Origin of the sequence: Streptomyces sp. NBRC 110611, from assembly GCF_001590865.1 — a bacterium.
In the GTDB taxonomy this organism is placed as follows: Bacteria; Actinomycetota; Actinomycetes; order Streptomycetales; family Streptomycetaceae; genus Streptomyces.
This window is the reverse complement of record NZ_BBUY01000013.1, coordinates 13,265-39,466: the sequence shown is the minus strand read 5'-3', so window position 1 is coordinate 39,466 and position 26,202 is coordinate 13,265. Positions and strand designations below refer to the sequence as shown.

General features: G+C 71.5%; 11 protein-coding genes and 2 pseudogenes. 9 read left to right on the top strand and 4 right to left on the bottom strand.

Features of this window, described 5'->3' with window-relative positions; translation table 11 throughout:
* Positions 1 to 75: 75 nt before the first annotated feature.
* The 3 genes and pseudogenes from AZE13_RS38320 to AZE13_RS23650 form a co-directional block, all read left to right on the top strand.
* Positions 76 to 4,521: pseudogene (locus AZE13_RS38320) on the top strand (amino acid adenylation domain-containing protein); the annotation flags it as partial.
* Positions 4,517 to 8,995, top strand: coding sequence for an amino acid adenylation domain-containing protein (locus AZE13_RS34325; protein ID WP_309302212.1), 4,479 nt, complete (start codon positions 4,517 to 4,519; stop codon positions 8,993 to 8,995). The pseudogene AZE13_RS38320 and the gene AZE13_RS34325, both read left to right, overlap by 5 nt.
* Positions 8,996 to 9,002: 7 nt before the next feature.
* Positions 9,003 to 11,426: a PEP/pyruvate-binding domain-containing protein gene (locus tag AZE13_RS23650; RefSeq protein WP_220127595.1), complete on the top strand. Its 2,424-nt coding sequence runs from the start codon at positions 9,003 to 9,005 to the stop codon at positions 11,424 to 11,426.
* Positions 11,427 to 11,484: 58 nt separating this feature from the next.
* On the opposite strand, the gene AZE13_RS39300 is transcribed toward AZE13_RS23650, so the two are convergent.
* Positions 11,485 to 11,811: a WYL domain-containing protein gene (locus AZE13_RS39300; protein ID WP_398780210.1), complete on the bottom strand. Its 327-nt coding sequence runs from the start codon at positions 11,809 to 11,811 to the stop codon at positions 11,485 to 11,487.
* A 15-nt stretch (positions 11,812 to 11,826) separates the two neighbouring features.
* A pseudogene (locus tag AZE13_RS39295) lies at positions 11,827 to 11,991 on the bottom strand (HTH domain-containing protein); the annotation flags it as partial.
* Between the two features lie 131 nt (positions 11,992 to 12,122).
* Here AZE13_RS39295 and AZE13_RS23640 point away from each other — a divergent pair.
* The 6 genes from AZE13_RS23640 to htpG all read left to right on the top strand — a co-directional run bounded on the left by AZE13_RS23640 (position 12,123) and on the right by htpG (position 24,343).
* Positions 12,123 to 12,602, top strand: a complete 480-nt coding sequence (locus AZE13_RS23640) for a VOC family protein (RefSeq protein WP_066935592.1) — start codon at positions 12,123 to 12,125, stop codon at positions 12,600 to 12,602.
* Between the two features lie 138 nt (positions 12,603 to 12,740).
* Positions 12,741 to 12,971 carry a hypothetical protein gene (locus tag AZE13_RS23635; protein WP_066935589.1) on the top strand — a complete coding sequence of 77 codons (231 nt, stop codon included), beginning with the start codon at positions 12,741 to 12,743 and terminating at the stop codon, positions 12,969 to 12,971.
* Between the two features lie 374 nt (positions 12,972 to 13,345).
* Complete coding sequence (locus tag AZE13_RS23630) at positions 13,346 to 15,535, top strand: hypothetical protein (protein ID WP_258527952.1); 2,190 nt, start codon at positions 13,346 to 13,348, stop codon at positions 15,533 to 15,535.
* 141 nt (positions 15,536 to 15,676) lie between these two features.
* Complete coding sequence (locus AZE13_RS23625; protein WP_066935583.1) at positions 15,677 to 21,703, top strand: hypothetical protein; 6,027 nt, start codon at positions 15,677 to 15,679, stop codon at positions 21,701 to 21,703.
* Between the two features lie 185 nt (positions 21,704 to 21,888).
* Positions 21,889 to 22,344 (top strand): cold-shock protein, encoded by a 456-nt coding sequence (locus AZE13_RS23620; protein ID WP_066935580.1) that lies wholly within the window; start codon positions 21,889 to 21,891, stop codon positions 22,342 to 22,344.
* 157 nt (positions 22,345 to 22,501) lie between these two features.
* Positions 22,502 to 24,343, top strand: a complete 1,842-nt coding sequence (htpG, locus tag AZE13_RS23615) for a molecular chaperone HtpG (protein ID WP_066935577.1) — start codon at positions 22,502 to 22,504, stop codon at positions 24,341 to 24,343.
* 69 nt (positions 24,344 to 24,412) lie between these two features.
* Here htpG and AZE13_RS23610 read toward each other — a convergent pair whose 3' ends face one another.
* Both AZE13_RS23610 and AZE13_RS23605 read right to left on the bottom strand, forming a co-directional pair.
* Positions 24,413 to 25,297 carry a LysR family transcriptional regulator gene (locus AZE13_RS23610; protein ID WP_066935574.1) on the bottom strand — a complete coding sequence of 295 codons (885 nt, stop codon included), beginning with the start codon at positions 25,295 to 25,297 and terminating at the stop codon, positions 24,413 to 24,415.
* A gap of 78 nt (positions 25,298 to 25,375) precedes the next feature.
* Positions 25,376 to 26,188, bottom strand: coding sequence for a hypothetical protein (locus AZE13_RS23605; RefSeq protein ID WP_066935571.1), 813 nt, complete (start codon positions 26,186 to 26,188; stop codon positions 25,376 to 25,378).
* Positions 26,189 to 26,202: the final 14 nt, after the last annotated feature.

The window sequence follows — 26,202 nt, the reverse complement described above, 5'->3', positions numbered from 1 at the left end:
CCGTACCTCCGCATTCTCCTCACCTCACCTCACCTCACCTCACCGCACCGCCCCGCCACGTGGTCACCGTGCCTCGTGTCACAGAAAGACGCTGCGCCCGTGACAAATACCGACCTGGGAAATCTTTCGGCGGCCGAGAAGCGCGCACTGCTGGCCGAGCGACTGCGAAACCGGAAGAAGAATCGGCGGAAGTTCCCCATGTCGTTCGCACAGCAGAGCCTGTGGTTTCTCGAACGGTTGGCACCGGGGAACGTCGCCTACAACATCCCGGGCGCCTTACGCGTCAAAGGGCCACTGAACGTGGAGAACTGGCGGCGTGCCTGCAACGAGGTGGTGCGCCGCCATGAGTCGTTGCGCACCACTTTCACGGAATCCGGCGGCGAGCCGGTGCAGATCGTCGCGGAATCCGGTGAGGTGGAGTTCGATGTCCTCGAATGCGGACGGCTGCACGGTCCGCAGGGCGAAGCCGAGTTGCGGGAACTCGCCCGGGCCGAGTTCAGCCGCCCGTTCGACCTGGCCGACGGACCGTTGTGGCGGGTGAAGTTCCTGCGGCTGAGCCAGGACGAACACCTGCTCCTGCTGACCCTGCATCATCTCGCCGGTGATCTGTGGTCGGCTTCCGTCGCCTTCGAAGAACTCGTGACCCTGTACGGGGCGTACTGCGCCGGTGTGGAGCCGGAGCTGCCCGAACTGCCCGTCCAGTACGCGGACTACGCCGTATGGCAGCGCCGGCAGCTCGACGGGGACGCCCTGGCGGCGGGCCTGGAGTACTGGAAGCGGGCGTTGGACGGCGCCCCGCCGGCCTTGGAACTGCCCACCGACCGGGTGCGCCCTGCCGTGCAGGGGATGCGGGGGGCGTCGTGCCCCTTCGAGCTGCCCGCCTCGGTGACGGACGGGCTGCGGGCGTTGAGCAAGCGGGAGGGCGCGACCCCGTTCATGACGATGCTCGCCGCCTTCCAGGTGCTGCTGCACCGGTACAGCCGCGCGGAGGACATCGTCGTCGGCGTTCCGGTCGCCAACCGGGGCCGGCCCGAGACCCAGCGGCTGATCGGCATGTTCGCCAACACGCTGGCCCTGCGGACCGACCTGTCCGGCGCCCCGGCGTTCCGGGAGCTGCTGGCCCGGGTGCGTGCGACGTCCCTGAGCGCGTTCGCCCATCAACACGTGCCGTTCGAGCGGCTGGTGGAGGAGCTGCGACCGCAGCGGGACCTGTCACGGTCGCCGGTCTTCCAGGTCTCCTTTCTCTACCAGAACATCGCGCTGCCCGGCTTCGACGGGGTGGGGCTGCACATGGAGCCCTTCGCCGTGGAGAGCATCACCTCCCGCTTCGATCTGTCACTGGAGGTCTTCGAGGGGCCCGACGGGCTGCGCGGCTCGCTGGAGTACAACAGTGACCTGTTCGACAGGGCCACCGTGGAACAGATGGCGCGGCATCTGCGGACCCTGGTGGAGAGCCTGGTCGCCGACCCGGACCGGTCCATCGCCGCGGTGCCGCTGCTCACGCCGCGGGAGGAGCGCCGGCTGCTGGAAGCGTGGAATCCCGCACCCCGGCAGTGGCGCGGGCCCGTCCTCGCCCACCGGCGCTTCGAACGGCAGGCCGCCCGGTCCCCGGAGGCCGAGGCCCTGCGCTGTGCGGACGGTGCCCTCAGCTACCGCCAACTCGACGAGCGGGCGAACCGGTTGGCGCGACGCCTCAAGCGTCTCGGGGTCGGCCGGGAGGTGCTGGTGGGCATCTTTCTGGAGCGCACCACGGAGATGGTGGTGGGGCTGCTGGCCGTGCTGAAGGCCGGCGGTGCCTACCTTCCGCTGGATCCGGGCCTGCCGCGGGAGCGTGTCACACACATGCTGGCGGACTCCGGCCTGTCGGTGCTGCTGACCCGGCGCCCGGTCCTGGACGGTCTGCCGGTGCCCGGCGCGCAGGTGCTCTGCCTGGACGAGATCGGCGCGGAGCTGGACGGCGAGCCGGCCGACGCCCTCGGCGAGCCCGTGGCGGAGGAGGACCTGGCGTACGTCATCTACACGTCGGGCTCGACCGGGCGTCCGAAGGGCGTGCAGATCTCGCACGGTGCCCTGGGAAACTTCCTGCTGTCCATGGAGGAGCGGCCCGGCATCGGTGCCGACGACACCCTGCTCGCCGTGACCACGCTGGCGTTCGACATCGCGGCCCTCGAACTCCTGCTGCCCCTGATGGCCGGGGCGCGCGTCGTGCTCGCCGACCGGGAGACCGCCGCCGACGGCCGGCGGCTGGCCCTCGCCCTGGCGGAGTCCGGTGCCACGGTCATGCAGGCGACGCCCTCCACCTGGCGGATGGTGCTCGACGCCGGCTGGGAGGGGGCGAGGGGCTTCCGCGCCCTCGCCGGCGGAGAGGCGCTGCCGGCGGAGCTGGCGCGGCGGCTGCTGAGCACCGGCGTGCGCCTGTGGAACATGTACGGTCCCACCGAGACCACCGTCTGGTCCTCGGTCAACGAGGTCACCGGGACCGACACCGCAGGCGGTGCCCCTCCCGGTCCGGTCACGCTCGGCGAGCCCGTCGCCAACACCGAGCTGCACGTGCTCGACGCCGAAGGCCGCCTGGCTCCCCTCGGTGTGCCCGGTGAGCTGTGCATCGGCGGTGCCGGTCTGGCCCGCGGCTATCTGGGCAACCGTGCGCTCACCGCGGAACGCTTCATCGCCCACCCGTTCGGATCCGTTCTCGGCGGCCGGCTGTACCGGACGGGTGACCTGGTGCGTCGCCGGGCCGATGGCCGGCTGGAGTTCCTCGGCCGGCTGGACCACCAGGTGAAGCTGCGCGGCCACCGGATCGAGCTCGGTGAGATCGAGTCGGCCCTCGCGCGGCAGCCCGGTGTCAAGGACACCGTGGTGACGGTGCGCGAGCACGCTCCGGGCGACCAGCGGCTGGTCGCCTATGTGGTGGCCGGGCAGGACGGCGTCCACGAGGGCGGCCACGCCCCGTCGGAGGGGCCCGACGAGTGGCGCGATGTCTGGGACGCCGCGTACGCGCAGGCCGCCGGGGACACCGACCCGGCCCTCGACACCCGCGGCTGGCAGAGCAGTTACACCGGAGCGCCCCTGCCCGCGCGGGAGATGCGGGCATGGGCCGACCGGACCGCGGAGCTGGTCCTCGGCCTCCGGCCGCGGTCCGTGCTCGACATCGGTTGCGGAACGGGGATGCTGCTGCACCGCGTCACCCCGCACTGCGAGCGGTACTGGGGCACCGACATCTCGCCGGTCGTCCTGGACGGGCTGCGCCGGCGGACGGCCGGCCCCGGCGGGCTCCCCGGACGGGTCGAGCTCTTCGAATGCGCCGCCGACGGGCTCGAGCAGCTGCCGGACGGGCTGTTCGACGTCGTGGTCCTCAACTCGGTGGTGCAGTACTTCCCGGACGAGCGCCATCTGCTGCGCGTGCTGGAGAGCGCCGTGCGGCGGGTCGCGCCCGGCGGCACGCTGCTGGTGGGCGACGTACGCAGCCTGCCGTTGCTCGAAGCCTTCCACGCCTCGGTGCAGATCCTGCGCGCCGAGGAGGACCTGCCCGCCGACCGGTTGCGCGAGCGCATCCGCCGCGGCGTCGCCGACGAACGGGAACTGGTCGTCGACCCCGCGCTGTTCACCGCGCTCGCCACGCGGTCGGCGGACATCAGCGATGTCGTGGTCCTGCCCAAACGCGGCGGCTTCGCCAACGAGATGACCCGCTTCCGCTATGACGTCCTGCTGACCGTCGGGGGCCCGGCCACGGACCGGAGCGCGTACGCATGGCGGGAGTGGCGTGCGGAGAAGCTGACGGTCGGGTCGCTCCGCGCCCTGCTGGCCGGGAGCGGCCCCGACGTGCTGGCCCTGCGCGATGTGCCGAACAAACGGCTGCGGCCGCTGACCGCACTGCTGCGGCGGCTGCGGGAGAGTGGCCGATCACCGGTGCGGGAGCTGCGGCGGGGGCTCGGTGACACCCCGGTCGCGGACGCCGCGGACCCGGAGGAGCTGTGGCTGCTGGCGCGGGAGTGCGGCTACCGGATCGCCTTCGACTGGTCGCGGCACGGTCCCGACGGCTCCTTCGACGTGATCCTGCGCCGCCACGACGGCGGCACCACGCCCGCGGCCGCGGCCCCGCGCACGGCCCCGCGCACCGCCCCGCCGCGGCCCGATGCCGGGCCCCGGCCCTGGCACACCTATGTGAACGGCGCGCAGCGCCGTCACGAGCGGCGGCTGGCGGCCACGCTGCGCGAGGCACTCGGCCGGACCCTGCCCGGCTACATGGTCCCGTCCACGTACGTCCTTCTCGACGCGCTGCCGCTGACGCCCAGCGGCAAGATCGACCGCAAGGCCCTGCCGGCACCGGACACCGGCCCCACCGAGCGGAGTTCGGCGTACCGCGCCCCGCGCGACGCGGTCGAGGAGACGCTGTGCGGGCTGTTCTCCCAGACCCTCGAGGTGCCCGAGGTGGGGGCCGACGACGACTTCTTCGACCTGGGCGGTCACTCGCTGCTGGCGACCCGGCTGGTCTCCCGGGTGCGGGCCGCGCTCGGTGTCGAGGTGGAGGTCCGCGCCGTGTTCGAGGCCCCCACGCCCGCCGCCCTGGCACACCGGGTGCGGCGGGCCGCGGCGGGCCGCGGCGGGCCGCCCCCCACTGCGTCCGGCCGGTCGCCCCGCGGTGCTGCCGCTGTCCTTCGCCCAGCGCCGCCTGTGGTTCCTGCACCGGGCCGAGGGCCCGTCCGCCACCTACAACATTCCCGTGGCGCTGCGCCTGACCGGCGAACTGGACACCGCCGCTCTGCGGGACGCGCTGGGAGACCTGGTCGCCCGCCACGAGTCCCTGCGGACCCTCTTCCCCGACGCCGAAGGCGTACCGCGCCAGCACATCCTGGCGCCGGAGGACGCCCGCCCGGACCTGACCGTGACCGCCCTGTCCGCGGACGGGCTCCGGCAGGCGACGGCGGACGCCGCCCGGTACGCGTTCGATCTGGCGCGGGAGATCCCCCTGCACGCCCGGTTGTTCACGCTGGGGCCGCGGGACCATGTGCTGATGCTGGTGGTGCACCACATCGCCGCGGACGGCTGGTCACTGGCGCCGCTGGGGAAGGACCTGGCCACCGCCTACACCGCGCGCCGCACGGGCCGGGCTCCCCGGTGGACGCCGCTGCCGGTGCAGTACGCCGACTACACCCTGTGGCAGCGGGGGCTGCTCGGTGAGCGGGACGCCCCGGACAGCCTGCTGTCCGGCCAGTTGGCGTACTGGAGCCGGGCGCTGGAGGGGCTGCCGGAGCGCATCGCCCTGCCCGTCGACCGCCCGTACCCGCCCCAGGCATCCCCCCACGGCGGGAACCTGTCCGTCGCCTGGGACGCCGCGCTGCACCGGAGGCTGGTGCGGCTGGCCCACGCCTGTGGGGTGAGCCCGTTCATGGTGGTGCACGCGGCGCTGGCGACGCTGCTCTCCCGTCTCGGCGCAGGTGACGACATCCCCCTTGGTGCCACCGTCGCCGGCCGCACCGACCAGGCCGCCGAGGACCTGGTCGGATTCTTCGTCAACACATTGGTCCTGCGGGTGGACACCTCGGGGAACCCCACCTTCCGCGAGGTGCTCTCCCGGGTGAAGGAACGGAGCCTGGACGCCTACGCCCACCAGGACGTCCCCTTCGAGTACCTCGTCGAGGCCCTCCGCCCCGCCCGTTCGCTCGCCCACCATCCGCTCTTCCAGGTGCTGCTCGCCTGGCAGCCCCCGCTGTCCGTGCCGGAGCTGCCCGGAGTGGTCGGCGAGGTGCTGCCCGTGGCCACCGGCACCGCACGGCTGGACCTGTCCCTGTCGCTGACCGAGCGGCACGGCCCGGACGGGCTGCCGGCGGGCGTCGACGGCACGGCCGAGTACCGCACCGACCTCTTCGACCCGTGGTCCGTCGAGGCCCTGCTGCGTCGTCTGGAGCAGCTGCTGCGGGCGGTGACGGCCGACCCCGGCCGACCCGTCGGGGGCATCGACCTGCTCACCCCGGCCGAACGCCGTCATCTGCTGACCGGGGTCAACGACACCGGCCGGGAGATCCCGGCCGGCACCCTGCCGCAGCTGTTCGGGGCGCAGGCCGCACGGGTCCCGGACCGCACCGCCGTCAGCTGCGGCGACGAGCGGCTGACCTACGCCGAACTGGACGCGGCGGCCGACCGGCTGGCGTGGCGCCTGCGGGAGCTGGGGGTCGCTCCGGGGGGATCGGTGGCCCTGCTGCTGGAGCGGTCGGTGGACCTCGTGGTGGCGGTCCTGGCCGTGGTCAAGGCGGGCGCGGTGTATGTTCCGCTGGACGCCAGGTCCCCGGTCTCCCGGATGCGTCTGGTCCTCGACCGGACGCGGGCGTCGGTCCTGCTGGTGGACCGGTCGGCGCCGCCGCACCCCCGTGGCGAAGGGCTGCGGGTCATCGGTGTGGAGGCCGCGACCGCCGGAGCGGAGGACCGCGGCGCCCCGCCCCTGGACCTCTCCCCCGACCAGCCGGCCTATGTGATGTACACCTCCGGCTCCACCGGGACACCGAAGGGGGTCGAGGTCACGCACCGCAATGTGGTGAGCCTGGCCTTCGACCGGTGCTGGCGGGAGGGCGACCACTCCAGGGTGCTGCTGCACTCCCCGGCGGCGTTCGACGCCTCCACCTACGAGTTGTGGGTGCCGCTGCTGTCCGGCGGTCAGGTGGTCGTGGTCCCGCCCGGCGATCCGGATCCGGACGTGCTGGAGCGGACCATCACCGAACACGGTGCCACGGCGGCGTGGTTCACCACCGCGCTGTTCAACCTGATCGTCGAGCAGCGCCCCGGCGCCCTGGCCGGGCTGCGGGAGGTGTGGACCGGCGGTGAAGCGGTCTCCCCGGCCGCCTTCGACCGCTTCCTGGCCGCCTGTCCCGGCACGCGGCTGACCAACGGCTACGGTCCGACGGAGAACACGACCTTCGCCACGTACCACCATGTCAGCGGGCCGGTCCGCGGCGCGGTGCCGATCGGCCGGCCGATGGACAACACCCGGGTCTACGTGCTCGACGGTGCGGGTGCGCTCGTGCCGCCCGGTGTTCCCGGCGAACTGCACCTCGCCGGGGCGGGTCTGGCCCGCGGCTACCTGGGGCGGCCGGACCTGACCGAGGAGCGGTTCGTCCCCGACCCCTTCGGGCCCGCGGGCACACGGATGTACCGCACCGGCGACCTGGTGCGCCAACGGCCGGACGGGGCACTGGAGTTCCTCGGCCGCACCGACGGCCAGATCAAGATCCGCGGATTTCGGATCGAGCCCGGTGAGATCGAGACCACGCTGCTGGCCCATCCCCGGATCGCCCAGGCCGCGGTGGTGCTGCGCGAGGACCGCCCCGGCGACCGACGTCTGGTCGGCTATGCCGCCCCGGCCGGTCCGGCCGGAACCGACCCTGGGGAGGCGCGGGCGTTCGCGGCCGAACGGCTGCCCTCGTACATGGTGCCCGCCACGATCGTGGTCCTGCCGGAGCTGCCGCTCACCCCGAACGGCAAGATCGACCGGGCCCGGCTTCCCGCCCCCGAGGTGCCGGACGCCGCTGCCGCGCGCGGACCGCGCGACGAGCGGGACAGGACCGTGTGCGCCGTGTTCGCCGACGTACTCGGTCTGCCCGCGGTCGGCATCGACGACGACTTCTTCGCGCTGGGCGGGCATTCGCTGCTGGCCGTCAGGCTCACCGAGCGGCTCCGCGCCGCACTGGGCGTCGAGCTGTCGGTACGGGAGGTGTTCACGGCCCCGTCGGTCGCCGCGCTGGCCGACGCCGTCGCGGGCCGGGGCGCCGGCCGCGAGGTGGACCTCGTCGCGGAGGCGCGGCTGGACCCCGCGATCCGGGTTTCCGCGCCGTCCCGCGGCCGGCCGGCCGCGGAGCCCGAGTGCGTCCTGCTCACGGGGGCGACCGGTTTCCTGGGGGCGTTCCTCGCCGCGGAGATCGTCCGGGCCTTTCCGCGGGCCCGACTGGTGTGCCCGGTGCGGGCGGCGGACGCGGCCGAGGCCCTCCTACGCGTCGAACGGAACCTGCGTCGCTACCGGATCGGATACGAGCCCCTCCGGGAGCGGATCACCGCGGTCCCCGGGGATCTCCGGCTCCCCGGGCTCGGCCTGGCGGACGGCCCCTTCGCCGACCTCGCCGCACGGGTCGACCTGATCTTCCACAACGGTGCCCGCGTCGACCTCGTCGACCCGTACGCGCGGCTGCGGGCCGCCAATGTGCTCGGCACCCAGGAGGTGCTGCGGCTGGCGGCGGGCCGGGCGGTCCCGGTGCACTTCGTCTCGACCAACAGCGTCCTGCTCGCCTCCCGGGGCAACCCGGAGGTCCTGCGGGAGGACCGGCGGGTGCCGGCGGAGAGCGTGCTGCCCAACGGGTACGTCCAGACCAAGTGGGTGGGCGAGGAACTGGTACGCGAGGCGCGGCGGCGCGGTGTGCCGGCGGCGATCCACCGGCCGGGCCGCATCAGCGGGGACACCCGCAGCGGGGCGGGCGCGGCGGACGATGCGCTGTGGATTCTGCTGCGGGCCTGCGTCGAGCTGGGGGCGGCTCCGGACGGCGCGGGGCCGCTCGGGGCGGAGGACCTGGTCCCGGTCGACTACGTGGCCCGGACGATCGTGCACCTGGCGCGCCACGCGGAACCGGACGGCTCCGCCTACAGCTTGAGCGCCCCGGAACCGACTCCGGTGGCCGCGATCCTGGAGCGCATCCGGGCGGCGGGCCATCCGCTGGAGCCTCTGCCGGCCCGGGAGTGGGCCGAGCGGGTGGCCGACCGGGCGCGTACGGCGGCCGAGGGCAGCGTCCTGCCGTCCGCGGCGGTCCTGCTCGCGCACCGCGCGGACGCGGCCGCTCCGGTCCGCTACGACCGGGCCAACGTGGCGCGCGGCCTGGCCGGTTCGGGAATCGAATGCCCCCCGATGGGGGCGGACGTGCTGGACGGCTATGTGCGGTTCTTCACCGAGACAGGTATGTGGAAAACGACGACGGAAGAGGGCTGCCGTGAAGCTGATCGACCTACAGCGCATTGATTCATCCATGACGAACCTCGTCGGCGGGAAGGCGGCCGCGCTCGGGGAGATGCTCCAGGCCGGGGAGTTGGTGCCCGACGGATTCTGCCTGACCACCGCCGCGTTCGACGGTCTGTCCTCGGCGGCGGACGAACTCCCGGACGGGCTGCGTGCGCAGATCGTCACCGCCTACGAGCGCCTGGGGGCGGGCGCGGTGGCCGTACGGTCGAGCGCCACCGCCGAGGACCTGCCCTTCGCCAGCTTCGCCGGCCAGCAGGACACCTACCTCGACGTCGTCGGAGCGGACGCGGTCGTGAAGGCCGTACAGAACTGCTGGGCCTCGCTGTGGAACGAGCGCGCCGTGCAGTACCGCGAAGCCAACGGCATCGGCCACGACACGGCGAGGATGGCCGTCATCGTGCAGCGGATGGTCGACCCGGAGGTCGCCGGAGTCCTCTTCACCGCCAATCCGGTCACCGGCACCCGCACCGAGACCGTCGTGGACGCCGCCCCCGGCCTGGGCACCGCGGTCGTCGACGGCCACGGCCGCCCCGACCACTACGTCCTGAAGGACCACCGGATGTCCACGACGCGGACCGGATGCCTGGACGGGCCGCAGCTGGACGAGCTCCGGAGCACCGGCCTGCGGCTCCAGAACCTGTTCGACTCGCCCCAGGACGTCGAGTGGGCGATCGACAAGAACGGTCTGCTGTGGCTGCTGCAGAGCCGGCCGGTCACCACGCTCTTCCCGCTGCCGCCCAGGACCGACCGGCCGCAGCCGCGTGTCTACGTCACCAACGGCCCCGTGCAGGGCATGCTCCGCCCCTTCACCAGGATGGGCTTCTCCGGGCAGAAGATCGCCTTCGGGATCATCCTCAGGGAGTTCGGCCTGCGGGCCGATCCGCTCGACGGCCCCGCCGGCATCGTCGATATCGGCGGACGGATGTACTTCGACGCCACCGCGGCCCTGGCCGACAAGGGATTGCGCGGCTATCTGGGCGACGGATGGCTCGGCGGGCCGCAGGGCACAGCGGTCCTGGAGCGGGTGAGGAAGGACCTGTCGATCTCACCGGAGAACGGGCGGGCCGCCCGGCGGCGCTTCAAGACCAGGGTGGCACTGCAGCTGGCCCCCTCCATCGCGGTCGCCGCGGCCCGCGCCCTCCTGCGCCCCGCCGCCGCGCCCGCACGGGCCCAGCGGGTGCTGGAGGAAACCGAACGCAGGGCGACGGCGCCCGCGCACATGACGGCGGCGCAGCGGCTGCGCTTCGTCGAGAACGTCCAGAAGGCGGTCTTCCACAAGAGGACGCTCACGGACCTGTACTGGCCTGTGGCGGTCGGTCTCCTCGCGGCGCGCGTCCCGGTGGCCCTGCTGGGGGACGCCGCCACCGCCGGTGAGGTCGAGACGGTGCTGCGCGGCATGCCGAACAACACCACCACGGAGATGGATCTGGAGCTGTGGCACCTGGCGCGCCGTGCCCGGCAGCACCGCGACGTGCTCCTGGACACGCCGCCGGCCGAGCTCGCCGCCCGGTACTTCGCCGGGGAGCTGCCGGAGTTCGGGCTCGGAGCATTCCTGGCACGGTACGGCCGGCGTGGTGCCGCCGAGATCGACCTCGGTGTGCCGCGCTGGGCGGAGGATCCCGCACCGGTCTTCTCGATGATCGCCAACTATCTCCTGGTCACCGACCCGGAACAGGCGCCCGACCGGCGGTTCGCGAAGGCGGCGGCGGACGCCGAGGCCATGCTCGGGGAGCTGGTGGAGCGCGCCCGCGGCCGGGGGCGGGTACGGGCGGGTGCCGTCGGGTTCTTCCTGCGCCGGGCCCGCGAGCTCGGCGGGCTGCGGGAGCTGCCGAAGTTCGCCTGGCTGTACGCGATCGCCCAGATGCGCGAGCAAATACTGCTGGTCGGTGAGGAACTGGCCGACCGCGGCCTGCTGGAGTGCTGCCACGACGTGATGTTCCTCGACCTGCGTGAGGCCCGGCAGGCCGTGGACGGGGCGGACTTCAGGGACGTGATCGCCGAACGCCGGGAGACCTACGACCGGGAGAAGCGGCGCCGGTACATACCCCGGGTCCTGCTGTCCGACGGGACCGACCCGGAGGCGGCCGCTCCCGCCGCCGCACCGCGCGAGGGGTTGCTGGCCGGGGTGGCCGGAGCACCGGGGACGGTCACCGCGGTCGCCCGGGTCGTCCTCGATCCGGCGGACGCACGCCTGGAGCCCGGGGAGATCCTCGTCGCGCCGACCACCGACCCGGGCTGGACACCGCTGTTCCTGACCGCGGGCGGGCTGGTCGCCGAGACCGGCTCGCCGATGGCGCACGGGCCCACGGTGGCCCGCGAGTACGGCATTCCCGCCGTGGTGAGCGTCACCGGCGCGACACAGCTGATCCGCTCCGGCCAGCGGATCACCGTGGACGGCGCCACCGGAACGGTCGACCTCGCCCCCCGGTGAACCACCACCCCGCCCGGGCCGGAGTCCGCACCGTGCCGGCATGACCAGACACCGCACCTCAGCTGTCAGGGCCCGGGGCCGACTGGATGGCGCCCAGGGCCCGTTCGGCGATCCGGCGCAGGTGCGGGACGATGCCGGACGGGCCGAGGAGGGTGTAGTCCAGGTGCAGGGTGGCGATGCGCAAGGCCAGGTATTCCGGTGAGTCCACGGCCGTGCGCAGTCGGCAGCGGTCCTCGTCGAGTCGCTCCAGGACACCCAGCGAGGCCGGCATGCCCTCCGCGGCGCGCTCGATCGGTGCATGGATGATCAGTTCGGCGCGGCAGGTGCCCGGGCCGGCGGCCGGTGCGTCGGCCACGTATGCGGCGGCATCCTGCCGGTCGGGCAGCTCGCGCGCGGGGACGCGGGCGCCGGTGCGGGGTGTGACCTCCAGCCTTTCGGCCAGCTCGGCGCCCGTCCAGTCGCGCGGTGCCTGCAGCAGCGAGAGCAGTTGCAGCAGACGGGCGGCGGGATCTCTCGTACCCCGGGTCCCGCCCGGGCCTCGGGGCCCTTCCGGTTCGGCTCTCACGCCGTTCACCTTCGCCGACTGTGAGGACGTTCGCCGACCTATTGAGCTTCTACCGTGGAAGACACCGAGTGAAACACCCCGTTTCCTCCCGATTTCAAGCCGTATTTCAGGCCGCGAGAGAGGAGCCCGTCGTGGCCACCAAGGAAATCTTCCAGCGCTTCGTGCCCCTGCTGTATGTGCAGGACAGCCTGGAGGCGATCGCCTTCTACACCGACGCCTTCGGCGTCGAGGAGCTCACCGAGCGCACCATGCTGCTGTCCGAGGTGCCCGGTATGGCCAAGACCCCGGGCGCGGACCGGACGGTTGTCTACTCCAAGCTCCAGTTCACCGACGGCAGTGTGCTGGGTGTCGCCGAGCTGGCCGCCGATACGAAGGCCGAAGGCGAGCACGTCATCGGCAACAACATCCACATCGGCCTGGTCTACGAGGACCTCGCCGAGCAGCGCACGGCCTTCGACAAGCTCGCCAAGGACGGCAAGGTCCTGGAGGAACTGGAGAACCGCTTCTGGGGCGCGGCCTACGGCGCCGTCCGCGACAAGTACGGCGTTATCTGGGAGACCAACTGCTACCTTCCCCAAGGTGTCGGTCAGGGACCCGGTGAGCCCGCCTGACCCACCTCCTCCCCAGGCCCTTTCCGGGACGCGCTCCGGGCCTGCCGTCCGGGATCGGTGAGTAGCCGCCGACGATCCGGCCGTCCCGCCACACGGTCGGGCCGATGTCGCCCATCTGAGAACTGGACCCGTGAGGTCATGCTGACGATGCGGGGTGCGCACTTCGCCCGGAAGCTGCTGGAACACGAGCACGCGGCGGTCTTCGCGGCTCCGCCTCGCTGCGGGCGCTGCAAGGGGGCGGAGATCGAGATCCGCCGCAGACAGAATGGCACCTGGGTATGGCGCTGCTATGCCCCCGCCTGCAAGACCACGCCGAAGGGCGGGACGAATGCCTGGACCCAGAACATCCGCTTGGGACGGGTGCGCTGAGAGGCCTTCCACGACTGCTTGAATGATTCTGCTTCGCCTCCAGGAGCGGGCGTGAGCTACGCAGACGCTTTCTCGGCCTGCCCGGCCCCGTGCAGTGTGATCGCGGTCTCCTCTCGGCGCGGTGCGGGTTCGGCGTGAGCTGCCACCAGCCGTCGCAAAGTGACGAAAGTACCTCCGGAATGCCACGTGCAGACATATCCTGCGGGAATAACCGCAGGCCAGGCTGGGGCGGCCGGTAGTGCGGCGGAGGTGCCATGGGTGGGGACACGTATGTCTCAGGATCGGCCGACGAACGGCCGGAGGCGTCATCGGCGCGTTGCGACGGGACGGAGGTGCCTGACCCGTATGGCGACCGGGCTCTTCTGACTTCTGCCATGACACAGGGCTACGGTGCTGTACCCGAACAGGAACGGGGTCGCCTGCTGCGTTATCTCGAAGCGGTTGTCGCGGCCCGCCCGGCGCCGGTGCACACCGCCGTCGCCTTCAACGCCGTGTACTTCGGTTTTGACCTCGGCGGCGACGGCTACGGCGGCAGCCCGTTGCGCCTCGACGACTTCCCTGTGATCACCTTCGGCGAGTGCGCTCCCGTACTCCCGGTCGGCGCCATGGTGCGTGTCGCTACCGGGTCGGACCCTCTCTACGCCGAGATCGTCTACCGGGAGGGCGCCCATCCGGATCTGGGTGCCTTCGGTGACGTACCGGCCTGGGTGTCAGGGGCGCCTGCGGGCGCCGAGGGGCCGGGCCGGCCAGAGAACGGTGCTGCTCCACGGCGAAGGGAGCTGCTGGTTCCGGACCTCCACGCCTTCGGCCCGGCCCTGAGCCTGTCACCGGCCCAGCTCCACCGCTTACGCACGCGCCGGCGCTGGATCAACGGGGATGCCCATGTCGTCGTCGATGTGCGCTATCCGTCCCCGGAGGCGGCTCGGCGTGACGACCTGACTGCCTATGCGGACCATCTCCTGACGACGGCACGCGAGCAGCTGCTCAGCCCCTTTGTCCCTGTTTCCCTTGCAGAACTGGCGGGCGGGAGACACGACGACGACTTGCGGGTGGGGCTGCTCGGTCTCCTCGACACGGTGCGGGGTGTCCTCAACAGCAGTGACGCGCTGCGCACATGGGGTCACTACGCCATGACCCGGACCTCCCTCGCGGACAGCTGGCGCGACACCGGACCGCTGGGCAGCGATGACCTCAGGTCCCTCGCGGCAGCGGTAGAACATGCGGCCACCCCGGCGAGGCGGCGCTATGGCCTCACCTCTCCGGTCACCGTGTACACAGCGGTCGGACCGCGGCTTCGAGGGTTCCCCGGGGCAACGGAACTCCTCAAGGGAGTGGGATACGCCGCGGGGGTGTGCAGGGCGAATGTGGCGCTCGCCGATGTCGTCCAACGGGACAGCAACCAAGGCTTGTTCGAGAACGGTTCCCGGATCACGCTCGACGACACCTTTGAAGGCGGAGGCGTATGGCGATCCCATCATCCCGGTACGGCGGAAACCTGCGGAGATCCTCTGATCCCGGCGGGACGCGGCTGGACGTCCACCACATGTGCGCCACCGGAGCCGGAAGCGGAGGTGGATCCGGTCGATCTCCCCCTCCCCGACGATGCCTCTCTCGGTCCCCTCGCACTCGTACGGATGGATGCGAAGGAGATCGTCTGGCAGTTACCCCTGCGGCTGGCCCACCTCAGCGACGGCCGACTCCCCCTGCATCCGGATGTCGCGCGGGAACTCCACCGGTCACATGGCCGACAGTGCGCGGCACGCCTCGAACTCACCCACTCCGGCGCGACATTGGACGGAAGTGAGGCAGTTCAGGTCGTCACCGCCGAACTCGGTGACGACCCCGGCCGTCTGACCGGGGTCATCTGGCCCCGCGCCTTCTTTCCCGGCTTGATGCTCGAACTCCGCTGGCCCCGTGGCGGCCTGGTGATCCGTGTGGCCACTACCCGCCTCCAGGAGTCGGCGGAGATCGGCGACCGTATGATCGGGCACTGCTTCGACCCTCGCGTTCTGACCCGGGAGGACGCTCCCGGCAGCGACCGCCACGGTGACACGGCAGCCGGACTCGGTCCCCGGCAGCTGGTGATGCGCACGGTGCGCCGTTGTGGGCTGCTCACCCTGGACGGCCATGCCCTGCTGGACCGTTCGGTTCTGCCGAGTGCGGTCTATGGGCGCCGGCCGGCACGGTCACAGGCCGCCGCGCTGGAATCGGCAGTCGTGGAACTGCTCGCGGAACGGCTCCTGGAGCAGGCCTTCGGCAGCCGCGACGCCTGGGGGCAACCGCACTTCCCGGCACGTACCGGGAAGCCGACCATCCCTCTCATCGCCTACCGGCCCGCTCGACCTCGGGTGATACGCACATGGGGCGGTACCGAACCAGGCAGCGGGGGGCCGAGCGGAATCCAGTTCGTGCCCGGCCATCTGCGTCGCCTGCGGCCAGGGTGTTCGCCGAGCGAAGCTCAGCGAACGGCTTTCCGGGAGCACTGCCACACGCTCGGCAAGGCGGACGGCTGGGAACTGCCCGACGGGTACACGTTCGTCACCGAGCACACGCGTGGCCGCTGATCCGTTCACGGCTCGTGTGCCCACCTCTTCGGCCCTTGTACCGTTCGCCTCTTCTCATCTCTCTTCAAGGCTCCTCCGCACCGAGCCAGCCGATCCCGCGGAACCCACCGCACACCAGCCACGGAAACGGAGTACGCGTACATGCAGGACCGCTACCGCGTCGTCGCGGGGCCGCCGTTGTCCCCGCCGAGTGCCTCGGCCGAGGGGCTCGAAGCCCTGGCCGCCGCACTCAACGCCTTGGAACATCCGGCCACCGCCCTGAACGACCTCACGGTCGGCATGGTGGAACTCGCCTTCAACTCCCTGCCGCCCAAGGCCCGGCAGGAGCTGCTCCGCAGCCTGGGAATCCGCATGGCGGCTCCTCGACGTGCCGGCAGCGCCCTGTGCCGGGACGTTCTCGCCAGGCTACGACGCGAGTCACGGCAGCACACCTGCAGCTGCGGACTCAGGAACATCACGGTCACCGTGATGAATCAGGTGGGCAGGTTCGCTCTCCCGCAGAACGGTGAGACGGTGTCCGATCCCGTGTCGCGGTGGGGAGCCACGCTGGTGCGGGCCACGGTGTTCGCATGGTGCAACGCCTCCGTCGCCGACGCCTACGTCCTTGCCTGGGCGGCGGACCAGGACTGGTTCGCGGCGACGGCCGACGACAAGGAGACGGCGCGACTCGTCGCTGTCGGTGACGCGGCGCGGTCCGTCGTGGCGGCGAACCCGGGCTTCCATCCCGGCGCGTCGGAAGACCATGAGCCGTCGGCCGCGGGCGAGGGGAAGCGCCGGCGCGCGAACGGCACCGACCGGCTCGCGACGAATGCTCCCGCACCCGAGAACGCCGCGCCGAACCTTGCCGCCTCGAACGACGTGCCCGCCTCGGCGGCGGAAGACGCCAGGACCGAGAAGGTGACGGCCCCGGAGGCGGCATGCCAGCAACTGGAGTCGGCCCTCGCACATGCCCGGCAAGCCGCAGAGAACGTGACCGGTACGGTCGCGGACGGCCGCCCTCCGCAGGACGAGGACCTGGCTGCGCTGAGCACACTCGGCGCGGTCTTCGAAAGCGCCGACGCGGTGTTCCGCGCTGCGGGGATCAAGGGGGTATCCAGCCGCCTCGAGGACATGACGCGCGCCGCACACGCGCACCGGGCCGCGCGCGAACGGGACCTCCAGGCACGGGAGACATTGCGGGCACTGCTGGACGTCACGTGTCGCCCGGACAGCCCTGCCGCTGCTGCCGCCGAGAGCGTGCGTGACACGGCTCGCCGCCTGCTGGACACACCGGTATGGGAGCAGACGCAGCAGCAGGAAAGCGCTGCGCTCGCCGCCTTGGCTCGGCTCATCCGGCTGGGGCGGCAGAAGGACGCCGCGACGGAGATCCTCGCTCTGCAGGAGGAGGTCACGCGGGTACTGCCCGCGTGCGCCGTGGCGGCGGTCATGCCTTATGAACTGACGTTGGCGCAGCCGGAGGCCGCCGACCGTGGCGGCATCGACGGCGAGCAGAACGGCATCGACGGCGACGAGGCGAGCACCACAGAGCCTGCCGGCAGCATCACGACCGTGGAACCCGGGACCCCACAGCCGGCCGAGCAGACAGACGGGAGCCCGGCGAGCGAGGCCGCGTCCCACCATGCCCTGGAACCGGAAGTCGCCGTACCTGCCCGGAGGACGGCCCCGGACCCGGTCCACACCGACAACGCACAGGCCGTGATATCTGCCGACAGCGACCCGGCACCGGGTACGTCCGCGGACGAGGGCTCCGACAAGTCGGCAAGCGAGGGTGCCCTGACGCAGCTGATCGTGGAACGGCGCTTCGGACTCGCCCACCATGTGGCGAAGGCCGCCGGCCGCCCCGAGCCGCAGGTGGCGGCGCTCCGCCTGGCCGGTGCCGCCGCGCTGCTCACCTCCGGTGACAGCCAGGGCGCCCGGCTGACTGCGGACCTGCTCCAGCAGGACGGCGGATACTCGGGTCGGGACACGGAGGGCAGTGATCTTCTCCTGCTGCCGGCCCTGCTGCGAACGGCGCTGCTCACCGGCGACCACCTGGCGGGTGCTCAGCTCAAGGCGCTCGTGCCCCGGCTGCCGGACCGGCTCGGGGAGGCGGCGACGGCCGTGGCCGACCGTGCCCTCAGTGGTGCCCTGATGATCGCCTCCCCGCTGGTCGTCATCGCCGACGTGTCCGAGACGGAGGCCCGACTCCGGGAGTTGCGCGAGCAGTGCCGCGCCCTGCTCGCTCCGCCGAGGCTGCGGTTCGCGAGGGCGACGGAGATCGCCAAGCGATGGCTGGTTCCCGAGGACGGAATGCTCGGTTCACTGCTCACGACCGTGGCCGGTGATCACCGCGCCGCGGCGCCGCAGGTGCGGGAGCAGGTCGAACGCCTGTTGAAACTGAACGAGATAAGCAACGAGATCGACCGCATGGACCGCAAGTTTCGCTCGTCCAGCGGCAAGTCCCTGCAGGGCTCCGGGCGGCAGGACCTGGTCCACCTCGTCGAGCGAGCCGTCGGCCTGGCCAAGGAGTGGTGCCTGGCGCTCGACGGCATCCGCCGGAGTGACCGGTCCGACGGCAACCGGGCGGTCAAGGAGATCTCCTCCCTGCGGCAGTCCCTTCTGGACGGCAGGGACTCGGTCCTGGGTGAGCTGGAGCAGTCGGCGCGGCGCTCGGGTGCCCTCGCCGCCTCGACGGCATGGGCGGCACGAGCCTCGATGGAGGAGTTGTTCGCTCTGCTGGCCGGTGATACCACGACCGCGCGCCCCGGCGGTTCGGTCGCCCTCGAACTCCTGCTGGACGTGGAACTCCTGAAGGTGTGCGACACCCGCGATGAGCGGCCGTCGCTCGACCGGCTCCTCGCAGCGGTCGACCGCAGCTGGCAGGACGCCCTCACCGAGCGGCTCAACCGTGGCGCGTTCACCGCCGCCCGTACCATCGTCGAACTGGCAGGACGCGACGCCCTGCCCGCCGTGAGGCCCGGGGAGTTCACCCCGCCCGCACTCGTCGAGATCGAGGAGCGGGAGGCCACCAGGCGCACGGAGCTACGGCGGGACCACGATGAACTCGTCGCCGAGCTGCACCGCGCGCAGGCCGACGGCGCCGTGACGGACGACCAGGACCTCCGCCTCCAGGAGCTGCTGGCCGACGCCCGCAACCGGCTGGACAGCACCGACACCCACGAACTGATGGAAGTAGGGCGGTCGCTCGACACTGTACGCAGCCACCTGCCCGACTTCCGGCAGCAGGCGGCCGACCGGATCCGGGCCCGTCTCGACGCCCTCGACCTCACAGCGGAGGAGCGTGCTCAGGTCCTGCGCCACCTGGACACCGGAGGCCTTGCCACCGCCGCCGATCTCGTCTACTTCCTGGAGATCGGCGAACCCGTCCCGGAGATCGAGACCGGCGAGTCCCACCTGACCGAGTTCTTCCCGGCCGTTCCTGACGGCCTGCCGGGAGGCATCGACCGCAGTCTGGTCGACCTCGTCCGGTCCGGCGGCAAGCACCCGGTGCTCCAGGTTCTGGACTACAGCGCTCTCTCCACCGACGAGGCGGCACTTGCGGCCGACGCGCTCGACGAGTGGCGGGAACTGGCAGCAACCGAGCCGAAGGACCGGCTTGTCGTGTCCGCCAAGCGGCAGCTTCTCCCCGCCCTCAAACTCCTCGGTTGCGACTCCAAGAGTGCCAGGCCGTTGGACGAGCGGTCACCGCACAGGCGCGAGTACCGCTTGTTCGAGGTGACCGAGGTGGAGATCAACGGTAGGGCGAAGGCGCCCGCGTTCGGCTCGCAGATCAGGGAGCAGGGCGGCAGCCTGCGGGTGCTGATGGTCTGGGGCCGACCGCCCGCCAAGGTCGTCATGAGCCTGGCGGAGCGCGACACCAGCGGGGCGAGCCTTCTCGTCGTCTACTACGGCACGCTCAGCTGTGAGTCGCGGATCGAACTCGCCGCCGGCTCCAGCCGGTTACAGCCGCTGCTGGTCGTGGACGACGCGGCTCTCGCCTACCTCGCCGCCCGGGGAAACCGCCAGGTCAGCACGGCCACGCAGACCCTGCTGCCGTTCTCCGGCGTCAACCCCTACATCAGGGAGAAGCGCGGCAGGATCGGCGGCGAGATGTTCTACGGTCGCGACGCCGAACGCAAGAGCATCATCGACCCGCGCGGCACCCAGGTCATCTTCGGTGGACGCGGCCTGGGCAAGTCGGCACTGCTCGCCGACGCCGGGGAGAGGTTCGTCGAGCAGCGCCCCGGCTACCACCAGGCGGTGTACGTCAACCTCGACCAGGAGAACATCGGCAAGGGCAGCGCGCTGGGGCCCGAGGCTCTGTGGAGCGTCCTGGACAGGGAGCTGGCCGCAGCGCAGGTGACAACGGGCCGGCCACAGAGCCGCAGGTCGCGGCAGGACATTTCCGAGCGGGTGCGCAGCGCCGTCCGGGCCTGGCTCGAAGCGGACTCACGCCGGCGTCTGCTGATCCTGCTCGACGAGTGCGACCAGTTCTTCGAGGCGGATGCTCCCCGCTTCGACCAGACCAAGAAGCTCAAGGGCCTCGGCTCCGACACCAAGGACCGCGCCAAGGTTGTCTTCGCCGGACTGCACTCCGTGCAGCGTTTCTCCAAGCTCGCGAGCAACGGGCCGTTCGGCCACCTCGCGCAGACCCCGAAGGTGATCGGCCCGCTCGCTCCCCAGTTCGCCGCCGAACTGCTGGTTGAGCCGATGCGGGCACTCGGATTCGAGTTCCAGGACATGGACCTCGTCAACCGGGTGCTCGGCTACTGCTCCTACCAGCCCTTCCTGCTCCAGATGTTCGGCCACCGGTTGGTCGAGCTGATGCACCGCAAGCGCGCGCGACGCGGAGCCGAGGGACCCCCGTACACGGTGGAGCTCTCCGACATCGAAGTGGTGGAGTCGGATACCGGGCTCAGGGACGGCATCTCGGCGGCGTTCAAGGACACCCTGAGCCTCGACCACCGCTACGACGTGATCGCCAACGTACTGGCGTACCACGCCCGCCACCACGGCCTGGAGGTGCGGCTGAGCGACACAGAACTGCGCGAGGAGTGCGAGACGTTCTGGCGCAAGGGCTTCGAGCAGCTCGACACCGAGGGCTTCCGCGCCTATCTCTCGGAGATGGTGGGCCTCGGAATCCTCGCTCCCAACCACGACGGCCAGGGCTGGCATCTGCGCGGCCCCAACGCCCTGCGCATGATCGGTACTTCCCACGAGGTGGATGCCCGGCTGCTCAGGGCCGAACGGGATTGCGAACTCCAGGAGAGCATCGTGCAGGAGGGCCGTCCCGAGCTGCCCGACGGCCGGCCCGCTCCGCTCACTGTCACCCAGCTGGACGATCTTCTCGGCGAGCGATCCAACCAGACGAGGGTCGTCCTCGGTACATCCGCCACCGGCGTCACCGACGTCGCCGACACCCTGCGCACGATCGCCGGGCGCATCGCGGACTGGACGCTGCCGCCGGTCGGCAAGCCCAGCGTCTACAAGCAGGAACTCGCCGGCGGACGTCCACGCGAACGGCGTGTCGTCATCAGTGACTTTGTGAACTACCGGGACCCGGTACGGCCCGAGACCTGCCGGGAGGCCGTCGACCTCGCCGAGACACTGCTGCCCGTCACCCCGGGGGTGACCCGCGCGGTGGTACTCGTCACCGACCCCACCCAGCTGGCCCTGTGGCGCCCCCTGCTGATGGCCACGGAGGCCACGTCGGCCGCCCCCGTGGTGCTGCGTCGACATGATCACCGAAGCCTGCGCGGCTGGGCCCAACGTGTGGAGATGTTCCACACGGAAGACCGCCTGGATCGTCTCCATGAGCTGACCGGCGGGTGGCCGATCCTGGTCGGCCGGGCACACCGCCTGTACCGCGAACTCGGTGATCCTGACGAGGTGTTGCGGCGCCTGGCCGGCCTGCGTACGGACCGGACCGAGGCCCGAGTCTTCGTCGAGGCGACCGGTGTGTACGCGGACTCGCTGCTCGCCACCGGATACCGGGCCGTTGACGAGGAGTTCGGGGACGGCTCGTTCGACCTCGAAAGTGCGGTGACCGCCGTGGCCGTCCGGATCGAGGACGAGGACGAAGCCCGGTGGGCCGTGAGCTGTCTCGACGCCCTGCAGGTGTTCGAACGCGAGGACACCCAGCTGCGCCTGGAGCCACTGCTCCGCCAGTGCGTGGCGCTCCGCGGGTGACAGCGGGGGGCAGCCGGGGACAGCGCGTGACCTGTGCCCGGCCGCCCACTCGCCCGGGCGGCCGGGCACAGGTCACGGTCGCGGTGTCGGTGGCTCGAAGGGGAGTGACCGGTGTTGTTACGATCCAGGCCAAGGTGTCGGGCACGGTGCCCGAAAAGTGTGCAGTGTGGAGTTTGGGGTTGGGGATGACGGTTGGTCGAGTGATCCGGTTCGACGGTATGCGCGGGTATGGCTTCATCGCGCCGGACCACGGTGGGGACGATGTCTTCCTGCACGTCAACGACTTGCTCATTCCTGAGTCGTCGGTGCGCTCGGGACTGGCGGTGGAGTTCGAGATCGAGGACGGCGACCGCGGTCTGAAGGCCTCCGGGGTCAGGTTCGCCCAGGAGGCGGAGGGCTCGTCGGTGCGGAGCGCCGCGGCCGGGCCGCGGAAGCCCGTGGGATCGGTGGCCCCGTCGGTCGACCCGCAGTTCGTGGACGGCCAGGAGCCGATGTGTGACGTGCTCAGCCCGGCGGAGTACACGCGTGAGGTGACCGAGCTGCTGCTGACCTCCGTACCGGAGCTGACGGGGCAGCAGATCCTGGCGGTGCGCAAGCACTTCGCGCTGCTCGGCAGGCGGCACGGCTGGATCGAGGACTGACCGGCGCGGACGGCATGGGGCCCGCGTACCGCGTACGTGGGGGCCCGCGTACCGCGTACGTGGACCTTCCGTGCCCGCACGTATCACTTGCACGAATCATTGGACTAGGCCCTCCGCGCGGTGACGTCGCACCGGCAGGGAGGGTGGGGAGGATGTCATGAGTACCGAGACGCTGGAGTTCCAGGCGGAAGCGCGGCAGCTTCTGCAGTTGATGGTTCATTCGATCTACTCGAACAAGGACATCTTCCTGCGCGAGCTGATCTCCAACGCCTCCGACGCCCTGGACAAGCGCCGCCTCGCCGGTCTCACCGACGACCGTCTCCGGGCCGACGACCTTCATATCGGCATCGAGGCCGACCAGGAGTCCCGCACGCTGACCGTGCGGGACAACGGCATCGGTATGTCGCGCGACGAGGTCGTGGGCCTCATCGGCACCATCGCCAGGTCCGGTACGGCCGAGATGCTGCGTGAGCTCCGGGAGAGCAAGGGCAAGGAGTCGGCCGAGCTGATCGGCCAGTTCGGCGTCGGTTTCTACTCGACCTTCATGGTGGCCGACAGCGTGACCCTGCTCACGCGCAAGGCCGGCGAGGAGACGGGCACCCGCTGGCAGTCGGACGGCGACGGCACGTACACGCTGGAGACCGCCGAGGACGCGCCCGAGGGCACCTCGGTGACCGTCCACCTGCGTCCCAAGGACGAGGAGGACGCGCTCTACGACTACACGGACGAGCGGAAGATCCGGGAGATCGTCAAGCGGTACTCCGACTTCATCTCGTACCCCGTCAAGCTGGGGGAGGACACCCTCAACTCGATGAAGGCGCTGTGGGCGCGGCCGCGCTCCGAGGTGAAGGACGAGGAGTACGGGGAGTTCTACCGGCACCTCAGCCACGACTGGACGGACCCGCTGGAGACCATCCAGATGCGGGCGGAGGGCACCTTCGAGTACGAGGCTCTGCTCTTCATCCCGGCGCGCGCCCCGCACGACCTCTTCCAGCGGGACGGCCGCCACGGTGTCCAGCTGTACGTCAAGCGCGTGTTCATCATGGAGGACAGCCGCGAGCTGCTGCCCGACCATCTCCGCTTCGTCAAGGGAGTCGTGGACGCCGCCGATCTGTCGCTGAACATCTCCCGGGAGATCCTCCAGCAGGACCGGCACATCCAGCTGATCCGTCGCCGGCTCGCGAAGAAGGTCCTGTCGACCATCAAGGACCTCATGAAGAACGACACGGAGAAGTACCGTGCGTTCTGGCGCGAGTTCGGGCCCGTGGTCAAGGAGGGCCTGCTGGGCGGGGCCGAGGACCACAAGGCGATCCTCGACATCGCGTCGTTCGCTTCCACCGCCACCCCCGCCGACGAGCCCACCGGCCTGGCCGACTACGTCGCCCGGATGAAGGACGGCCAGGACAAGATCTACTTCATGACCGGCGAAAGCCGGGCACAGGTCGAGAACTCGCCGCACATGGAGGCGTTCAAGGCCAAGGAGTACGAGGTCCTGCTGCTCACCGACCCGGTGGACGAGATCTGGGTCGAGGCGGTGCAGGAGTACGACGGCAAGGAGTTCCAGTCCGCCGCGCGGGGCACGGTCGACCTGCCCTCCGACGAGGAGCTGTCCGAGGAGAAGTCCGGAGCGTACGCACCGCTGCTGACGTGGCTGGGCGAGACGCTCGACGAGGTGCAGGACGTACGGCTGACGTCCCGTCTGACCAGCTCGCCGGCGTGTCTCGTCAATGACGCCGACGGCATCACGCCGGCCCTGGAGAAGATGTACAAGGCGATGGGCCACGGCACCCCGCCGGTCAAGCGCATCCTGGAGCTGAACCCCCAGCACCCGCTGGTCAGCGGGCTGCGGGTGGCACATGAACAGCGCGCCGCCGACGCGGATCTGGCCGAGACGGCCGAGCTGCTGTACGGCACCGCCCTCCTCGCGGAAGGGGGCGACCTGTCCGACCCGGCGCGCTTCGCCAAGCTGCTCGCCGACCGCCTCGCCAGGACGGTGTGATCGACGGCCCGGCAGGAGGAAGCCAGGCCGAGGGCCCCGCACCCGCCGCGACCGGCGGTGCGGGGCCCGTCAGCCGGGCACCGTGGCGGCGAACTGTTCGGCCAGGGGCGACAGCGCCGACCACTGCCGTGCGGCCCATTCCACGCGCAGCGGCGACATTCCCGTGACGGGCACCAGCCGCAGCTCGTTCCCCGGTCGCCCGCTCAGCCCGGGCATCGCCGGGACCAGGGCGTGGCCGAGCCCCAGCTCGGCCAGGAGCAGGGCGGTATCCCAGTCGGTGGCACTGGTCGGGGCCTGCCGAGCCATCCGGTCGGGGCCGAGGTGCAGGTCGACCTGCCGCCCCGAACTGGTACTGGACGGCGGCCGGATGAGCTGGATGCCGGAGAGGCGGGACAGGGCGTCCGCCGACAGCTCGGTCTCCGCGGCGAGCGGGTCGTCATGGCGCATGGCGAGCACCCACTCCAAGTCGATGACCGCCCGCTGCTCCACCCCCTGGACGGACGGGGTGATGGTGACCCAGGCCAGGTCCACCTGGCCGCCGCGCAGGGCGTTCAGACAGCGCTCGCTGGAGCGCTCGGTGTGGAACTCCAGCCGCACATCGGGGAATCGGCGACGGAACTCCTTGACGGCGGCACCCATGAAGTGCCGGATCGTGGTGGCTCCGGTGGCGATGGCGAGGGTTCCGCTCCGGCCGGTGCGCAGCTCGTCGAGCAGCCGCAGTCCATCGCCCAGTGCCGTGAGGCCGTCGGATATGGCCCGGTGGAGAATCTCGCCGGCCGCGGTGGGTTCGACGCCGCGTGGCCGGCGCTCCACCAAGGGGAGGCCGATCTCCTTCTCCAGGCGCCGCACATGCTGGCTCACCGCGGACTGGGTGCGGTTCGTCTCCCGCGCCACCACGCTGAGGTTCCGCGCCCGGCACACCTCGGCAAAAATCTTCAGGTCGTCAAGGGTCACCGCCTCAAGGTATAGGCCCGGGCACGACCGTGGAGTGCAAGCCCGGCCTTGGGGCTCATGGGCCGCCGGCCTTGGGCCTCATGGGGCTCCTGGGGCTCGCGGGGGCGGCGTCCGGCCGCTGCCGTCCGCGATCCGGCGCCGGTGTGCCTCGACGCCGTCGGCGAAGTCCTGCCAGGCGGTGGCGCACTCCCGGGAGACCAGCCAGAGCAGATCGAGGTGGTAGGGAGGCAGGCTCTCCACCAGCTTCCGCCGTTGCGCGGGGGAGACGGGCTGGGCGGCGAGCAGTCGCAGCAGCTTCCGCCCCGCCTCCGTGGAGCGCAGCGACGGATCCTGGCTCAGCGCGTGCCATGCCCGCTGGACGTTGCCGGGTGCCGGCCTCCTGGCGCCGCGTTCCGCGGCGGACCGGCCGTCGTGCGAGGAGTGCGGCCGGGGTGCCGGGACCGGGGGTTCCCCGCGGCGTAACCGGTCCCGTACGTCCCGCACCGTCCCCGGCGAGATCCCGGACGCCCGGGCGGCCGCCCGCAGCGACGCTTCCGGGTTGGCGGTGAGGTACTCCGCGGCGAGCAGCCGGCCCTGCTCGCTGTTCACCGGCCGGACCCGGCCGTCGCGCCCGACCCGGGCGGCGGGCTGCGGTGCGTCCTTGGCGGCGCGGCGGCGTAACTCGGCCACGGTACGCGCGGACAGCCCGACGGCGGAGGCTATGGCCCGGTCCGAGCGGTGGGGCTGGGCCGCGAGGAGCCGCGCCGCGGCCTGCCCCCGTTCGCTCGTGGTCGGGGGAGCCGGACGGTCGCCCGCCGTGCCCGGCGCCGCCGGCCGGCGTGTTCCGCGTGGTGGATGGTGCGCCGCACCGCGCGTACCGGGCCGGCGGCCAGGAGCACTGTTCGCTGTCATGTCGGGTTTTCTCC

Coding starts and splice junctions, on each gene's coding strand:
- AZE13_RS23650 (WP_220127595.1), top strand. CDS start 9,003: ATGACGAACCTCGTCGGCGGGAAGGCGGCCGCGCTCGGGGAGATGCTC.
- AZE13_RS23635 (WP_066935589.1), top strand. CDS start 12,741: ATGCTGACGATGCGGGGTGCGCACTTCGCCCGGAAGCTGCTGGAACAC.
- AZE13_RS23630 (WP_258527952.1), top strand. CDS start 13,346: ATGACACAGGGCTACGGTGCTGTACCCGAACAGGAACGGGGTCGCCTG.
- AZE13_RS23625 (WP_066935583.1), top strand. CDS start 15,677: ATGCAGGACCGCTACCGCGTCGTCGCGGGGCCGCCGTTGTCCCCGCCG.
- AZE13_RS23620 (WP_066935580.1), top strand. CDS start 21,889: ATGACGGTTGGTCGAGTGATCCGGTTCGACGGTATGCGCGGGTATGGC.
- htpG (WP_066935577.1), top strand. CDS start 22,502: ATGAGTACCGAGACGCTGGAGTTCCAGGCGGAAGCGCGGCAGCTTCTG.
- AZE13_RS23605 (WP_066935571.1), bottom strand. CDS start 26,188: ATGACAGCGAACAGTGCTCCTGGCCGCCGGCCCGGTACGCGCGGTGCG.